Consider the following 16,731-nt stretch of genomic DNA (forward strand, 5'->3'; position numbering starts at 1 on the left):
GCGAAGGTCAAAACCGGCATCACTGTCCCCGAGTTCGGGGTAAGTTAATGGCATGAGCCGTATACGTGGCCCGTATGTACGGTTCTGTGAGAGGGATGAGGCGGTAACGCCTCACCCTACTCGATGTTGCCAGTCGGCCGGGTGTTCAAATAATTTGAACATCTGAAGCAGGAATCATGGCTTTGATCGGCGCCAGCAAAGATTACACTGAGTACCATTATCATCAGGCCGACCGGCCGCAGTGAGTCCTGGTCAGCGACGGAGGTGACCATCCCATGCAAAAATATTCCCTGCCCCTGCGATTGCTGCACTGGCTGACCGCCCTGCTGGTATTCGGCCTGTTCGGCGTTGGCCTGTGGATGCGTAACCTGGGCTATTACGACCCCCTTTACCAGGTATTGCCCTACTGGCACAAAAGCGTCGGCTTTCTGCTGTGCGCCCTGGTGGTGGTGCGGCTGCTGACCCGGGCGGTCGGCCGTAGCCCAGGACCCCTGGCCAGCCACCGGCCCTGGGAGCGCGGCCTGGCCCACGCCATGCACCTGCTGCTGTACGGCCTGCTGTTCGGGCTGTTCGCCAGCGGCTACCTGATCGCCACCGCCGACAACAGGCCGGCTTCCTTTTTCGGTTGGTTCGACATCCCGGTGCTGATCACCCCCTTCCCGGATCAGGAAGACATCGCCGGCCTGCTGCATGAATATTTTGCCTGGTCGCTGATCGGCCTGGTGGCGCTGCACGCCGCCGCGGCCCTCAAGCACCACTGGCGCGATAAAGACGATACTCTTAAACGTATGCTTTGACCCTAGTCACCCCAAGGAGAGACGAATGATGAAACACACAGTGATTGCCGCCGCCCTGCTGGCCCTGGCGCCCCAGGCCTTTGCCGCCCCCGAGACCTACACAGTGGATACCGATGGCATGCATGCCTCGGTCAATTTCAAGGTGAACCATCTGGGCTACAGCTGGCTGACCGGCCGCTTTAACGACTTCAAGGGCAGCTTTGTCTACGACGAGGCGGATCCGGCCAACAACAGCGTGGAAATCACCATCAACACCACCAGCCTGGACACCAACCATGCGGAGCGGGACCGCCATCTGCGCAGCGACGATTTTCTGGATGTCGGCAAGTTCCCCGAGGCCAGCTTCAAGAGCACCAGCGTGAGCCGTGAAGACGACGAGGGCGAATACCGGGTGCGCGGCGACCTGACCCTGCACGGCGTGACCAAGCCGGTCGAATTCGAGATCGAACAGGTGGGTGCCGGCCAGGATCCCTGGGGTGGCTTCCGTCGCGGATTTGAAGGGGAAATCGAGCTCAAGCCCGCGGATTTCGGCATGAACTACGATCTGGGTCCGGCGGCGGCGACCGTCTACCTGGAAATCCACCTCGAGGGCGTGCGCCAGTAATCCCGCCTGCCCCGGCACCAGAGCGCCCGGCCCCGTGCCGGGCGTTTTGCATTCTGGCCCGGCGGCCGATACCCGGGTGGCGCCGGAGGTGTAAAATTTGCCACAATAGGCATTCCTTTGCCGCCCAACAGGATTGCCCATGACCAAGGTTGTCGCCCGTATCGAACATCGCCTGCGTTTCATCCGGGACCATGGCGCTGATTTCGTGCGCTTCGTGCTCAAGCGCATGCAGCAGGACCGGCTCAAGGTGACCGCCGGCTACCTGACCTACATCACCCTGCTGTCGCTGGTGCCCATGCTGGCGGTGGTCTTCGCCATGATGTCCGCCTTTCCCATGTTTGCCGAGCTGCGCGAGACCATCCAGAATTTCGTGTTCAGCAACTTCGTGCCGGCGGCGGGGGACGTGGTGCAGAAGAATATCCAGGGCTTTATCGATAATGCCTCCAAAACCACCGCCATCGGGGTGGCGGCGCTGGCGGTGACCGCCATGCTGCTGATTTCCGCCATCGACGAAAACTTCAACCATATCTGGCGGGTGAGCCAGAAGCGGCGCTGGTCGGTGGCCTTTTCCACCTATTGGATGATCCTCACCCTGGGACCTATACTGGCGGGCGCCAGCCTGGCGATGACGTCCTATGTGACCTCGATGCGCATCTTCCAGGGCGACAGCTTCTTCGGTATCGGCGCCGTGCTGCTCGGCTTGCTGCCGTTCCTGCTGTCCACCCTGATGTTCGTGGTGTTTTACATGGTGGTGCCCAATACCCGGGTGCGCTTTGGCCACGCCATTTGCGGTGGCCTGGTGGCGGCTGTGCTGTTTGAGCTGGCCAAGCGCGGCTTTGCCTTCTATATCACCCAGTTTCCTTCCTACCAGGCCATTTATGGCGCCCTGGCCACGGTGCCCATCCTGTTTGTGTGGGTGTACCTGAGCTGGATGATCGCCCTGTTCGGTGCCGAGCTGACCGCCAGCCTGGGCGACTACGAGCACAGCCACGGACTAAGCTTTAAGGCAGATCAAGACAACGGTGAGGAAACCTCCTGATGCGCACCCTCTATCCGGCCATTGCCGCCAGCCAGCAGCAGTGGCTGGCCGTGTCCCTCCGTCACCGCCTTTATGTGGAGGAAAGCGGCCATCCGCTCGGCATTCCCGTGGTGCTGGTGCACGGCGGCCCCGGAGCCGGCACCGGCCCCGAGCATCGTCGTTTTTTCGATCCCGAGCGCTACCGCATCATTCTGTTCGACCAGCGCGGCGCCGGGCAATCCGAACCCCACGCCGAGCTTGACGACAACCATACCCAGGCGCTCATCGCCGACCTGGAGCAGATCCGCCGTCACCTTGGCATTGAGCGCTGGCTGGTGTTTGGCGGCTCCTGGGGCTCCACCCTGGCGCTGTGCTACGCCATTGCCCACCCCGAGCGGGTGCTGGGCCTGGTGCTGCGCGGCCTGTTTCTCGGTCGCCGGCAGGATCTGCACTGGCTCTATCACCCGGACGGCGGCGCCGCCCAGCTGTTTCCCGATCATTACCGGGACTTTCTGGCGCCCCTGGAAGGACATGCCGACGATCTGCTGGCGCGCTACCACGGCTTGCTGACCAGTGCCAACGAGCTGGCCCGGCTCAACGCCGCCCGCGCCTGGGCGGTGTGGGAGGGACGCATCAGCACCCTGCTGCCCCGGCCCGACGCCGAGGCCTACTACGGTGAAGCCCACAGTGCCCTGGCGCTGGCGAGGATAGAATGCCACTACTTTGTTAATCACTGTTTTATCGAGGAAAACCATATCATCAATCACCTGGACAGGATCCGCCAGTTGCCGGCGGTGCTGATCCACGGCCGTTACGACGCCATTTGCAAGGTGGCGGCCGCTGCCGAGCTGGCCGCCGCCTGGCCCGGGCTGGCGCTGCAAATTGTGCCGGGAGCCGGACATTCGGCCTTCGAACCGGGTATCATAGACGCCCTGGTGAAAGCCACCGATCATATGGCAAAGGAGTTGATGCAGGCATGATAGCCCTGATCCAGAGAGTCAGTTCGGCTTCGGTCACCGTGGCCGGCGAGCGGGTGGGCGCCATCGGCCCGGGCCTGCTGGTACTGCTTGGCGTCGAGCGGGGCGACGACCAGGCCAGGGCCGACAAGCTGCTGAACAAGGTGCTCGGTTACCGGGTGTTTGGCGACGACAACGGCAAAATGAACCTCAACCTGCGCCAGGCCGGCGGCAGCCTGCTGGTGGTATCCCAATTCACCCTGGCGGCGGACACCAACAGTGGCCTGCGGCCCAGTTTTTCCCGGGGGGCGGCGCCGGCGGACGCCGAGCGCTGGTACGATTATTTCGTGATGGCGGCGCGGGATCTGGGCGTCCACTCCGAGGCGGGCCGCTTCGCCGCCGACATGCAGGTCAGCCTGACCAACGACGGCCCCGTCACCTTCTGGCTGCAGGTCTGAGCCGGCCCCCATTGCACCCTGCCGCGACAAGCGGCAGCATATCCCAAGATAACCATAACAGGAGCAGACCATGTATCGTGTGGTCACCCCGCAAACGGAAGCGGAACTGGAAGCCTACTACCTGCTGCGCTGGCAGCTGCTGCGCAAACCCTGGCAGCAGCCCAGGGGATCGGAGCGGGACGAGTTCGACGAGTACGCCCACCATCGCATGATGGTGGACAAGGACGGCAAGCTGGTGGCCGTGGGCCGGCTCTATGTGAGCGGCGATGAAGCCCAGATCCGCTTTATGGCGGTGATCCCCGAATGCCGGGCCAAGGGCCTGGGCACCCGCATGGTGCAGGCCCTGGAGCAGGTGGCCCGCCAGCAGGGGGTGCGCCGGCTGGTGATGAATGCCCGGGAGGAAGCGGTGGCGTTTTATGGCCGCTGCGGCTTCACCGTGGTGGGCGAGGGGCCTATCAGTTTCGGCAAGATACCCCACCGGCAGATGATCAAGGCGCTGACTCCCATCCATCAGATCCGTCATTGCCCCGAGCTGTGCGACGAATTGCAGCGGCTGTGGCACCGGCGCATCCCCATCAGCGAAAAAATGGGCATCCGCATTACCCAGTACACCGGCAGCAAGTTCAAGACCCGGGGCAACCTCAACGCCAACCTTAACCTGCACGAGTCCATGTTCGCCGGCAGCATCTACAGCCAGTGCGTGCTCACCGGCTGGGGCCTGATCTGGCTGCAGATGCAGGAATACGGCGTGAGCGGCGACATCGTCCAGGGCAGCGGCGAGATCAAATACCTGACTCCGGTGTGGGACGAGCCTACCGCCGAGGTGCAGGGCCGGTTGCGCGAGCAGCTGTTGCCCCTGGCCCGGGGCGAAAGGGTGAGGGTGGATCTTAACGTTACCCTCTACAGCGGTGAGGCCAAGGCCGCGGTGTTCAGCGGCCGCTATGTGATACTGCCGCACTAAACAGCTTACGGCTCCTGCGGCAGGTTGCGCACCGCCTCTATCAGGTTGCCGGGCAGGCCGGCGGCGGGATAGGCGAGCGGACCCCTATACCAGGGCCGGCAGGGCTCGGCCGGTGCTGGCTGGTGCAGCCGGAGTTTGGGTGCGCGCCAGCTTTGCTGCAGGCGGATGGCCAGCTCCCGGCAGCCCTGGTCGTTGACCGCGCCCAGCTCCAGATCCCAGCCGCCGGCCAGATCCAGCTCTCCTCTCAGTGCCAGCAGGTGGCGCACGCTTTGTACCGCGCTGCCGTTCAACTGCCAGCGTCCCTCGCGGACGGGGCCGGCCAGCTCGGCACGGTAGATAAAGCCGTCGCTCTGCGCCAGGTCCAGGGCCGCCAGCGCCGGATCTACCGCCCTGGGCTCGGCGTAATCCTCGCCCAGGCGCCGGCGCAGCCAGTCGTCCAGGCCGAGCCGTTCCACAAAGAGATCCTCGGCGTCAAGGCGCAGCTCGCCGGTCCAGCTGGCGCGGCGATGGAGTTCGCCGTCGAGCTCGGCGTTCAGGTTCAGCTTGCCGGAGAAGCCGCGCTCCTTGCGCAGCCAACTGCTGAGCCGGCGCAGGGCCAGGTCCTCGGCGTCCAGCCGCAGGCTGGCCGGATACGGCGGATAGATGCCCAGGCGGCCGGCCAGCCTGAGGCGGCCTTCCAGCCACTCACCGTCGAATTCATCCAGCCGTAACCGGGTATCGTCCAGCCGGGCCTTGAAGCCGGCCTGGCGGCTGATCAGGCTGTCGTAGGCCAGTTCTCCCCAGCCGCCCTCCAGCCGGGCCTGTTCGGTCAGCGGCCGCCACTGGCCTGCCGCCCAGGCGAGGTCGGCGATGAACAGCCGGCCGTCGAGCAGTGACAGGGGCAGCGCCGGATCCATGGACAGCAGCTCGCCCTGGCCCAGGTTGAGCTTGTGGATGCGCAGGTCCGGAATGGGCCAGGCCAGGTCCGGGTGCCATTCCAGCTTGTTGCCGGTCAGTTGCAATTGTTCTATGTCCAGCCGGCCCTGCTGCGGAAACCAGCCCAGTTCGGCCGCCAGGCTGCCCTGGTAGGCCTTGCCGTTCAGGCTCAGGCCGAGCCGCTCCCGGCTGCCGAGCCACTGGCCCTGGTGCTGGTCGAGCCGCAGCCAGCCCAGCACCGCCTCGGCCGCCTGCCACTCGCCCTGCCCCTCGGGCAGGTCCCGGCCGTTCCATTCCAGGTAGCGCAGCTGGCCGGCGATGCCGTTGGCGGTGAACCGGGGGCTGGTCAGGCTGGTGTCTTCCAGGCTGGCCCGGCTGAGCAGCAGGGTCCAGCCCTCTGGCAGGCGGGGGGCATATTCCATCCGGAACCGGTTGCCGGTGAAGCGGGGGCCGTTGAGCTGCAGCTCGCGGCGGGCGGGATCCAGGAGCAGGCGGCTGTCGAGCAGGCCGTCAAACAGCCGGGCACGGACTTCGTCCAGTACCAGGCGGCCCTGCTCGACCCGGCCTTCGAGGCTGGCCCGGGACAGTTCCAGCCAGGGGTGGGACAGCTGGCGCACCTGGCCGCTCAGGGTCAGGTCGGCGGTCCATTGCCATTGACCTTGCCGGCGGGGTTGCCAGTCGCGCAGGGTCAGGTCGGCACCCTGCAACTGCCAGCCATCGCCGCTGATGGTCAGGTTGCGGGTGTTGAGTTCGGCAATCCGGATATCGGCCAGGCTGGCGGGCAGGGCCAGCTCGCGCACCCGGCCGGGGGTCAGGCGGCCGTCGACGATGTCGATAATGGCGACCCGGGTTTCGCCGGCGAGGGAGGCGAGTCCTTCCAGTTCCACATAAACCTGGCGGGCCTCGAACCAGTCACCCAGGCGCACCTCTTCCGCCAGCAGCTTGTAGGGGGTGAGGGGATTGAACTCGAGCCGGCCGATACCGATGTCCAGCTCGGTGTTTTCGTTGAGCCAGCCGAGGACCGGCTTTTTCAGCTGGTTGGCATCGAACAGGTTGAGCAGCAGCCAGCCGCCGAGCACCAGAATGAGTAACAGCAGCAACACATATCTGACCAGCTTTTTCATCAGACTATCCTTCGCCCTTGGGGCAGCGTTAGGCTTTTGGCCGTAAAGGGTCGGCAAGAAAGGCTTCTTTTGGAAGGCATTTTGCCGTCGTCCCGGCTTTTCTTGTGGTGCACAGCTTAACGCTCAAGACCTTGTTTTCTCAAACTTTACCATAATGTTCCCGCCATCCTAGCCAGCGCCGGATCAGCGGCTCCACCACCTCGGGATGGCGGTCGGCCAGGTAGCGGGCCAGCCGTTGTACTTCGGGCAGCAGCGCCTGATCCCGCACCAGATCGGCAATTTTCAGATCCGCGAGGCCGGTCTGGCGGGTGCCGAGCAGCTCGCCCGGGCCGCGGATTTCCAGATCCTTCTGGGCGATGACAAAGCCGTCGTTGGTGTCGCGCAACACCCCCAGCCGCTGGCCAGCGGTTTTGGTGAGAGGAGCGTGGTAGAGCAGCACGCAGTGGGAGGCGGTCGCCCCCCGGCCGACCCGGCCGCGCAGCTGGTGCAACTGGGCCAGGCCCAGGCGCTCGGGGTTTTCGATGATCATCAGCGAGGCGTTGGGTACATCCACCCCCACCTCGATGACGGTGGTGGCCACCAGCAGGTCGAGGCGGCCGTCCTTGAAGTCGGCCATCACCGCCTGCTTTTCCGCCGCCTTCATGCGGCCGTGCACCAGCCCTACCCTCAGCTCCGGCAACTGGGCGGAGAGGGCGGCGGCGGTGTCCTCCGCCGCCTGGCATTCCAGCACCTCCGACTCCTCGATCAGGGTGCACACCCAGTAGGCCTGGCGGCCCTGCTCCCGGCACAGCTGCCGTACCCGGGCCACCACCTCGTCGCGGCGTGTGTCGGGAATGGCCACTGTGGTGACCGGGGTGCGCCCGGGTGGCAGTTCGTCGATGACGGAGGTGTCCAGATCCGCGTAGGCGGTCATCGCCAGGGTGCGGGGGATGGGGGTGGCGGTCATGATCAACTGGTGCGGGTAATAATCCCCCTGGCTGCCCTTTTCGCGCAGGGCCAGGCGCTGGTGTACCCCGAAGCGGTGCTGTTCGTCGATGATCACCAGCTCCAGGGCGTTGAACTGTACCTGCTCCTGGAACAGGGCGTGGGTGCCGACCACCATGGCCAGCTCGCCGCTGGCGAGCCGCTCCAGTTGTTCGGCCCGGGCCTTGCCCTTGACCTTGCCCGCCAGCCAGCCCACCTGGATGCCGAGCGGCGACAGCCAGGCGGCGAAGTTGTTGGCGTGCTGCTCGGCCAGCAGCTCGGTGGGCGCCATCAGCGCCACCTGGCCCTGGTTGCCGATCACCTGCAGCGCCGCCAGGGCCGCCACCAGGGTTTTGCCCGAGCCCACGTCGCCCTGCACCAGCCGCATCATGGGCACGGTTTTGTGCAGATCGGCGCCGATCTCCGCCACCACCCGGCGCTGGGCAGCGGTGGGGGAAAAGGGCAACTGGCCGAGGAAGCGGTCGATCAGCGCTTGCGGGCAGGACAGCGGCCGGGCGCGATGGGCCTGGCTCTGCTCGCGCACCTTGAGCACCGACAGGTTGTGGGCCAGCAGCTCTTCCAGCACCAGCCGGCGCTGGGCCGGGTGCTGCCCCTGCTCGAGCTGGGGCAGGGCGACGTCGGGGGGCGGCCGGTGCAGCAGGCGCACCGCCTGGTTCAGGCCGAGCTGATGCTGGTACAGTCCCTCGGGCAGCAGCTCCGCCAGTGGCTGCTGCTCGAGCAGGGCCAGGGCCTGATCGCTGAGCTGGCGCAGGGTCAGCTGGCGCAGCCCTTCGGTGGTGCCGTACACCGGGGTCAGGCTGGCTTCGCCGGTGGCCGGTTGGCCGCCCTGCAGCAGGCTGTATTCCGGATGGATGATCTCCAGGCCATGCTGGCCGGGGCGGATCTCGCCGAAGGCACGCAGGCGGGTGCCGGCGGCGAGGCTGTTTTTCTGGGCGGCGGCGAAGTTGAAAAAGCGCAGGGTCAGGGTGCCGCTGTCGTCGCGCAGCCGGCAGATCAGCATGCGCTTGCGGCCATAGCTGATGTGGTTGTCGACGATTTCGCCCACCACTGAGATATGCATGCCCGGCATCAGTTCGGCGATGGGGCAGACGCGGGTGCGATCCTCGTAGCGCAGGGGCAGGTGGAACAGCAGGTCCTGCACCGTTTCCAGGCCCAGGCGGTGCAGCTTTTCCAGCATCTTGTCGCCCACTCCCTTGAGTAGGTTGAGGGACATTTTGTCCAGATTCATGGCGGCCCCATACTGTAAATATTTACAGAGGATAGCAGAGGCGGGATTAAAATGGGACTGGGGACTGGGGACTGGGGACTGGGGACTGGGGACTGGGGACTGGGGACTGGGGGTTGTCTGGTTCCTGGTTCTGGTCTTCAATCCCGAATCCCGAATCCCGAATCCCGAATCCCGAATCCCGAATCCCGAATCCCGAATCCCGAATCCCGGTGCTTACAGCAGCCGCTTCAGCAGTACATTGGCGCGGGTGCGGGAGACCCGTCGGAGCAGTTTTTGCACCGGCTCCGGATAGTCGGCCAGTTCCTCTATCTCGGAAAAGTGCTCCAGTCGCCGGCAGTGTTCCAGGATATTGGCCTTTTCTGCCTCGAAACGCTCCCGCAGCAACCGCTCCGGATCCTGCAGCAGCAGGCCGTTTTCCAGATCCAGCCCCCAGGCGCGGGGATTGAGGTTGTTGCCGGTGATCATCGCCAGGTCGTCGTCCACGAACAGCCCCTTGAGGTGGTAGGAGTTGCGTTCGTGGCGCCAGAGCATGATGTTGAGCTTGCCCTGGTAGATAAAGGTCTGATTGGCGCGGGCAAAGCGGCGCAGGTTGGTTTCGTACAGGTAGGGCAGGCCGCCTATGGTGCGGAAGGCTTCTTCCGGCGGGATGTAAAAGTCGTTGGCGGTCTTGTCGCCGATCACCAGGGTGACTTCCACCCCCTTGCGCAGCAGGCTGCGGATGTCCTTGGCCAGGGGCTTGGGCAGGTTGAAGTAGGGGGTGCAGATAAAGAGCGTTTCCCGGGTGCCGCGCAGCAGGTGGCGGATGGTGCGGTTGAGCCGGTTGCCGAGCTTGCCGAGGCCGGCCAGAGGGGTAATGGCCACCTGGCCCGGCTGCCGTGGGCGGGCGGGATAGCGGTATTGGGTTCGCCGCATCTGCTGCTTGAACTGGCGGATGGCATGGCGCAACTGGCGGGCGCGGGGGATGTCGGCCTGGTTCAGCAGCGGTACCGCCGGGTTGTTGGCGAACAGCCGGTCGACATAATCGATCATGCTGTCGGCCAGGCCGGCATCGGTGATCTGGTGGTAGCGGTCGAAACGGTATCTGTCCTGGCGGTGCAGATAGATGTCGTTGAGGCTGGCGCCCGAGTAGAGCACCACGTCGTCGAACACGAAGCCCTTGAGGTGCAGCACCCCGAGGATTTCCCGGCCCTTGACCGGCACTCCGTGAATGGCGATGGGATGCGGGTAGCGCTCGGCGAATTCCCGGTACATAAGGTGGTTGCCGCCCTGGCCCTGATGGCCGATCAGGCCCCGCTGGGCACGGTGGAAGTCCACATAGAGGCGCACGTCCAGGGCGGGATTGGCCTGTTTGGCCTGATAAAGAGCGGTAAGCACCTCGCGGCCGGCTTCGTCGTCCTGCAGGTAGAGGGCCACCAGGCAGATACGGGTCTGGGCGGCGGCGATCAACTCCAGCAGCCGCTGCCGGAAGGCGCTGGCAGAGTGCAGTACCTGCACCCGATCCGCCTCCACCGCCAGGGACGGCAGCTGCGCCAGCAGGGCGCGATAATAGTTGGCTAGTTGCATAGGTTAACCCGGTTGATGAGGTTGCCGTTTAAGACCATACCCAAACGACAAAATTCGGGGCAGTGTACCGAATTTGAGGGAAAGGCGGCAAATTACTGCGGGGACTGGGGATTAGCGCGGCTACCCCACTCCCGCGAGTCCCTGTTACCGAGTCCCTCAAAGGGGTCGGGTAGCCTGTTCCAGCCAGGCCAGGTCGCCCCCGGCGAGGTTGGGGCCGACCTTTTCCCACACCTGGGCGTGGTAGTGGTTCAGCCATTGCACCTGCTTGGGTTCGAGCCAGGCCGGGTCGATCAGGCGGCGGTCGAAGGGCACCCAGGTGAGGTTTTCGAACTCGAACACCGGGATGTCGCCGTCGGTGTCGGCCGGGCGCACCACCTCGAGGTTTTCGCAACGGATGCCGAAGGCGTCTTCCCGGTAGTAGCCGGGCTCGTTGGAAACGATCATGCCGGTGGTCAGCGGCACCATGCTGCCCTTGGGCGAAATGCGCTGGGGTCCCTCGTGCACGCTGAGGAAGTGGCCCACGCCGTGGCCGGTGCCGTGGTCGAAGTTGTAGCCCTGCTGCCACAGGGGCAGGCGGGCCAGGGCGTCCAGCTGCAGGCCGCCGGTGCCGGCGGGAAAGCGGGCGCAGGCCAGGTCGATATGGCCACGCAGCACCAGGGTGAACAGTTTGCGCATCTCGGCGTCGGGCTCGCCCACCGCCACGGTGCGGGTGATGTCGGTGGTGCCGTCCAGGTACTGGCCGCCCGAGTCCACCAGGTAGATGGCGTCCTGCCCCAGTTGGCGCGGAGTGCCGTTGCTGTGCCGGTAATGGCACATGGCGGCGTTGGGGCCCAGGGCCGAGATGGTGCCGAAGCTCGGCTCCACGAATTCGGGCAGTTCGGCGCGGAAGGCTTCCAGCCGGTCGGCCAGGGTGCCTTCGTCTTCCCGCTCCGGATGGGGCTCGGCCACCCTCCGGTCCAGCCAGGCCAGGAAGCGGCACACCGCCACGGCGTCGCGCAGGTGGGCGGCGCGGCTGCCGTGCACCTCTACCGGGTTTTTGCAGGCCTTGGGCAGCATGCAGGGATCCTCGGCCGGCACCAGCTCGGCGCCGGCCCGCTCCAGCACCAGGGCGCTCCAGGCGTTGGCGGTGGCGGGATCGAGCTGGACCCGGGCGCCGTTGGCGCCGAGGCGGACCAGCGCCTGTTCCAGCTCGTCCATCGGCGCCAGGGTGACGTCCTTGCCGCTGTGGCCGGCCAGGTCGAGATCCGCGAACTTGGCGGGGTCGGCGAACAGCTGCACGGCGCCGTCCCGGTACAGCAGGGCGAAGCTCAGCACCACCGGCAGGCAGGGGATGTCGCGGCCACGGATATTGAGCAGCCAGTTGATGGGCTCGGCCTGGGTCAGCAACTGGGCGTCCACCGCCCTGGTCTGCAGCATTTCGGCGATGCGGTGGCGCTTGGCCTCGCTGTGCTGGCCGCTGTATTCCTGGTCGAGCAGCAGGGCGGGACGGCATACCGGAGACGGCCGGTCGTGCCAGTGCCGGTCGATGGGGTTCTCGGCCAGCGGCACCAGCTGGATGCCTTTTTCCGCCAGCCGGGCTTCGGCCGCCTGGTGCCAGCCCCGGCTGTGCAGTTTGGGATCGAAGCCGACCCGGCTGGCCGCCGGCAGGTGCTCCGCTATCCAGTCGAGGAAGGGCTCGCTTATCAGGTGGCGGAACTCGAACAGCGCCGGATCGCACTGGTGGCGCACCTGCACCGTGTAGCGGCCGTCCACGAAGATGGCGGCCTTGTCGGCCAGCACCACGGCGGCGCCGGCGGAGCCGTTGAAGCCGCTGATCCAGTCCAGCCGCTCGGCATGGGGCGGAATGTATTCCCCCAGGTGCTCGTCGTCGTGGGGCACGATAAAGGCGTCCAGGCCCTCTTGCTTCAGGCTGTCCCGGACGGCGGCAAGGCGGTTGGCGTGAGTCATGGCGATTCCTTAGCGGGAGAATGGATGATGAATGGCCTCGCGGCTCACTTTACTCCGCCCCCCTGGCCTTGGCAAACCGGGGCCCGAGCCTGAGCTGCTGGATCAGCAGGGCCGCCACTATCATCACCAGCCCCGCTATGGTGGCCGGGTAGATGGCCTCGCCGACCAGAAAGCGCAGCAGCAGCAGGGAGGCGAAGGGCGAAATAAAGATCAGGTTGGAAATGCGGGCGGTGTTTTCCGCATGCTTCATGGCCAGCAGCCACATCACGAAGGCGAAGCCCATCTCGAACAGGCCCACGTAGACGGCGCCGACCCAGCCCTGCCAGGCGGTGAGGGCGAAATCCGACCACAGGGCGGTGGCCAGCAGGATAAAGGGCAATGCCAGCAGGAAACTCAGGGTCAGCGCCACCAGGGGATCGCCCTGGTTGCGGGTGTTGAGTATCCAGTAGCCGGCCCAGATCACCGTGGATACCAGGGCCAGGGCCACCCCCAGGGGGTCCTCGAAGTTCAGGCCGAGCAGGTCGCCCCGGGTGGCGATGACCATGGCGCCCAGGTAGCCGAGCACGATGGCCACCCAATCCTGGCCGCGGATCTTCTGCCCGAGGAAGGGTACCGCCAGCAGGGTAAGGGTGATGGCCCAGGTGTAGTTGAGGGTCTGCGCCTGCTGGGCCGGCAGCCGGTCGTAGGCCTGGAACAGGATAAGGTAATAAAGCGCCGGGTTGAGCAACCCCAGCAGCAGATAGTAGCCGGGCCGGTCGCGCAGATAGCGGCCCAGGTATCTCAGCTTGCCCTGTACCGCCAGCAGGCCGAGCAGCAGCACCAGCGAGGTGGCGGTGGCCACCAGCAGCAGCTGGGCCGGTGAGAAATAGCCGAGGGAGAGCTTGAAGGCGGTGGCCACGGTGGACCAGCAGGCCACGGCCCCCAGTCCGAACAGGTAGGCTTTTTTCTGGTTTTTCATGGTGTTGGCGGGCCCGTACGACACAAAGATGCCAGTGTAGGCAATAACCCCGGGCAGGTGAAGGGCGGCGATGGCCGAAAAAGGAAGGGCTGCACCGGGCAGCCCTTTTGCTTGCTTCGCCGTCGGCTCAGTGCATGCCGTGAGCCTTGGGGGCCAGCGCCTCATCGAACTCCGGCAACGGCTTGTGGCGGGAGGCGAGGAAGGTGTAGATCACCGGCAGCACGAACAGGGTGAACAGGGTGCCGATGCTCAGGCCGGAGACGATAACGATGCCCATGCCGAAGCGGGAATAGGCGCCGGCGCCCACCGCGAACAGCAGCGGGACCAGGCCCGCCACCATGGCGGCGGTGGTCATCAGGATGGCGCGCAGGCGGATGCGCGCCGCCACCCGTATCGCCTCGGTCCGGTCCCGGCCCCGGTGCAGTTGCTCCTCCTTGGCCACCTCGCACATCAGGATGCCGTGCTTGGTGATGATGCCGACCAGGGTGATCAGCCCCACCTGGGTATAGATGTTCATGGTGGCCAGGCCCCAGGCCAGGGCGATCAGGGCGCCGGAAATGGCCAGGGGCACCGACACCATGATCACCAGGGGATCGCGCACACTCTCAAACTGGGACGCCAGCACCAGGAAGATGATGAACAGCGCCAGCAGGAAGGTCATGTACAGGGCGCTGCCTTCGGTCACGAACTGGCGGGCGGCGCCCAGGTAGTCGTGGTTGTAGCCGGTGGGCAGCTCGGCGGTGACCTCCTGCTCCAGAAAGCCGATGGCATCGCCCATGGACACCCCCGGCGTCAGCACGGCACCGATGGTGGCCGAGTTCAGCTGGTTGTAGTGGGGCAGGGCGCGGGGCTGGGCTTCCATGGTGAGGGTGACCAGGTTGGCCAGGGGCACCATGTCGCCGTTGTGGGCGCGGACGAAATAATTGTTGATCGAGTCCGGGTTGAGCCGGTCGATTCGCGCCACCTGGGGGATCACCTCATAGCTGCGGCCATCCAGATCCACCCGGTTGACGTAGGCATCGCTCATCATGGTGGACAGGGTGACGGCGATGTCCTGCATCGTTATCCCGTAGGCGCCGGCCTTGTCCCGGTTCACTTCTATCTTCATGGTGCCCGAGTCGAACGCCAGGTCCAGCTCGCTGTAGATGAACAGCGGGCTCTGGCTCACCTTCTGCAGTACGTCCGCCGCCACTTCATACAGGCTTTCGAAGTTGTTGGGGGTGGTCAGCACGTACTGTACCGGCAGGCCGCTGGAGGCGCCGGGCAGCTCGGGAAATTCGAAGGCGCTGATGGCCACCGCCGGAATGGCCTGCAGCGGCGGCGTCAGCCGGCCGATCACCGCTTTCTGGGCATCCCGCTGGCTCCAGGGCTTGAGCACCGCCACCGCCAGGCCCTGGTTGGCGTTGGGCACGCCGGTGATGGTCAGGGAGGTGGCCAGGGCGTCGTCCTGGTTCAGTACCTCTACCGCCTTGCGCATGTTGTTCTCGATATAGTCGAGGTTGGCGCTGTTGGGCGCCTTGGCCATCATCATAAAGGCGCCACGGTCTTCGTTCGGTGCCAGTTCGCTGGGGATAAAGCTGAACAGCACCGGCAGCGAGCCGAACACCAGCACCGCGAAGGCGATCACCACAGGGCGCTTGCCCATGACCGCGTCCAGCATGCGCGAGTAGCGCTCGGTCAGCCGCTCCAGGGTATTTTCCACGGCTCGCTCAAAACGGTTGGGGTTGACGTGGGCCTTGAGCAGCCGGGAGCACATCATGGGCGACAGGGTCAGCGCCACCACCCCGGAGATAAAGACGGCGCCGGCCAGGGTGAGGGCAAACTCCTTGAACAGGGAGCCGGTAATGCCGCTCATCAGGGCAATGGGGGCATACACCGCCGCCAGGGTGATGGTCATGGTGATCACCGGCAGGGCGATTTCCCGGGTGCCGAGAATGGCGGCCCGGTAGGGGTCTTCCCCGGCCTTGATATGGCGGTCGACGTTCTCTACCACTACTATGGCGTCGTCCACCACCAGGCCGATGGCCAGCACCATGGCCAGCAGCGTCATCAGGTTGATGCTGAAGCCGAACAGGTTCATCAGTATGGCCACGCCCACCAGCGACAGGGGAATGGTGATGATGGGGATCAGCACCGCCCTGAGCGAGCCCAGGAACAGGGTGATTACCACCAGCACGATCAGCGAGGCTTCGAGGATGGTCTTGACCACCTCGAAGATGGACTCGTTGATGGCGTCGGTGGCGTCGTACAGCAGCTTCATCTTGATGGTGTCGGGCATGTTGCGCTCGAGGTCGGGCAGCATGTCGCGCACGTTGGCGGCCACGTCCAGCGGGTTGGCGGAGGGGGTGGGGTCCACCCCGATGATCACCGCCGACTCGCCGTCGGCCAGGGCGCGCACCACATCGTGGCTCTTTTCCAGGGAGACCCGGGCCAGGTCGCGCAGCCGCACCACGGCGTCGTTGCGGGTGGCGATGACCAGCGACTCCAGCTCCTCGGCGGTTTCCACCTGGGAGTTGATCTTGCTGTTGTAGAGCATGTAATAGCCGGTGGCCTGGCCGGCGGCGGCCTGGTAGTTGTTGGCCTGCAGCACCGACAGCACCTCGGCGGCGGTCAGCTGGTAGGCGGCCATGCGCAGCGGGTCGAGCCAGATGCGCAGGGCGAACTTGGCGCCGCCGAACAGGTTGAGTTTGGCTACCCCGTCCACCGAGTAGAACTGGGGCCGCACCACCCGCTCCAGGTAGTCGTTGATCTCGGGTGAACTGAGCTGCTCGCTGCTGAAGGCGATGTACATGATGGAGGTGGAAGCCCCCGTGGTCATCTCCAGGCTGGGATCTTCCGCCTCCCGGGGCAGTTGCGAACGTACCGAGTTGACCCGGGCGAGAATGTCCGACAGGGCCGCGTTGGAATCGGTGTTGAGCTTCATCTGCACCGTGATCTTGGAACTGCCGGTGCTGCTGGTGGAACTCATGAAGTCGATGTTGTCGGCCTGGGCGATGGCCTGTTCCAGGGGCTGGGTGATAAAGCCCTGCACCAGATCGGCACTGGCGCCGTAGTAGCCGGTGGAGACGGTGATGACGGTGTTGGTCATTTCCGGATATTCCCGCACCTGCATTTTCTGCAGGGCCTGCAGCCCCAGCAGTACGATCAGCAGGCTGATCGACACGGCCAGCACCGGCCGTTTAATAAAAATATCGGTAAAACGCATGGGGTTCTCCGCG

General features: G+C 65.2%; 12 protein-coding genes. 6 read left to right on the forward strand and 6 right to left on the reverse strand.

What is annotated here, in order from left to right:
• Positions 1 to 275: 275 nt before the first annotated feature.
• From C7I36_RS13895 to C7I36_RS13920, 6 genes are all read left to right on the forward strand, one after another.
• The gene (locus tag C7I36_RS13895; RefSeq protein ID WP_106454299.1) at positions 276 to 797 is read left to right on the forward strand and encodes a cytochrome b; all 522 of its coding nucleotides are present in this window, start codon (positions 276 to 278) and stop codon (positions 795 to 797) included.
• Between the two features lie 25 nt (positions 798 to 822).
• Complete coding sequence (locus C7I36_RS13900; protein WP_245880129.1) at positions 823 to 1,401, forward strand: YceI family protein; 579 nt, start codon at positions 823 to 825, stop codon at positions 1,399 to 1,401.
• A 139-nt stretch (positions 1,402 to 1,540) separates the two neighbouring features.
• Positions 1,541 to 2,440: a virulence factor BrkB family protein gene (locus C7I36_RS13905; RefSeq protein WP_106454300.1), complete on the forward strand. Its 900-nt coding sequence runs from the start codon at positions 1,541 to 1,543 to the stop codon at positions 2,438 to 2,440.
• Positions 2,440 to 3,399, forward strand: coding sequence for a prolyl aminopeptidase (pip, locus tag C7I36_RS13910; RefSeq protein WP_106454301.1), 960 nt, complete (start codon positions 2,440 to 2,442; stop codon positions 3,397 to 3,399). The genes C7I36_RS13905 and pip overlap by 1 nt, the downstream gene beginning before the upstream one ends.
• On the forward strand, positions 3,396 to 3,833 hold the full coding sequence (dtd, locus tag C7I36_RS13915; protein ID WP_106454302.1) for a D-aminoacyl-tRNA deacylase: 438 nt from the start codon (positions 3,396 to 3,398) through the stop codon (positions 3,831 to 3,833). Before pip ends, dtd begins: the two co-directional genes overlap by 4 nt.
• A gap of 70 nt (positions 3,834 to 3,903) precedes the next feature.
• A complete protein-coding gene (locus C7I36_RS13920) occupies positions 3,904 to 4,794 on the forward strand; it encodes a bifunctional GNAT family N-acetyltransferase/hotdog fold thioesterase (RefSeq protein WP_106454303.1) in 891 nt (296 codons plus the stop codon).
• Between the two features lie 5 nt (positions 4,795 to 4,799).
• Here C7I36_RS13920 and C7I36_RS13925 read toward each other — a convergent pair whose 3' ends face one another.
• The 6 genes from C7I36_RS13925 to C7I36_RS13950 all read right to left on the reverse strand — a co-directional run bounded on the left by C7I36_RS13925 (position 4,800) and on the right by C7I36_RS13950 (position 16,718).
• Positions 4,800 to 6,833, reverse strand: a complete 2,034-nt coding sequence (locus tag C7I36_RS13925; RefSeq protein WP_106454304.1) for an AsmA family protein — start codon at positions 6,831 to 6,833, stop codon at positions 4,800 to 4,802.
• A 139-nt stretch (positions 6,834 to 6,972) separates the two neighbouring features.
• Positions 6,973 to 9,045, reverse strand: a complete 2,073-nt coding sequence (gene recG / locus C7I36_RS13930; RefSeq protein ID WP_106454305.1) for an ATP-dependent DNA helicase RecG — start codon at positions 9,043 to 9,045, stop codon at positions 6,973 to 6,975.
• 213 nt (positions 9,046 to 9,258) lie between these two features.
• Entirely contained in the window at positions 9,259 to 10,608 is a 1,350-nt protein-coding gene (pssA, locus tag C7I36_RS13935) for a CDP-diacylglycerol--serine O-phosphatidyltransferase (protein WP_106454306.1), read from the reverse strand.
• Positions 10,609 to 10,764: 156 nt separating this feature from the next.
• Positions 10,765 to 12,555, reverse strand: a complete 1,791-nt coding sequence (locus tag C7I36_RS13940; RefSeq protein ID WP_106454307.1) for an aminopeptidase P family protein — start codon at positions 12,553 to 12,555, stop codon at positions 10,765 to 10,767.
• A 49-nt stretch (positions 12,556 to 12,604) separates the two neighbouring features.
• Positions 12,605 to 13,513 (reverse strand): DMT family transporter, encoded by a 909-nt coding sequence (locus C7I36_RS13945; RefSeq protein WP_106454308.1) that lies wholly within the window; start codon positions 13,511 to 13,513, stop codon positions 12,605 to 12,607.
• A gap of 127 nt (positions 13,514 to 13,640) precedes the next feature.
• Positions 13,641 to 16,718, reverse strand: coding sequence for a multidrug efflux RND transporter permease subunit (locus tag C7I36_RS13950; protein ID WP_106454309.1), 3,078 nt, complete (start codon positions 16,716 to 16,718; stop codon positions 13,641 to 13,643).
• Positions 16,719 to 16,731: the final 13 nt, after the last annotated feature.

The organism is Zobellella taiwanensis, from assembly GCF_003012795.1.
GTDB classification, from domain to species: domain Bacteria; phylum Pseudomonadota; class Gammaproteobacteria; order Enterobacterales; family Aeromonadaceae; genus Oceanimonas; species Oceanimonas taiwanensis.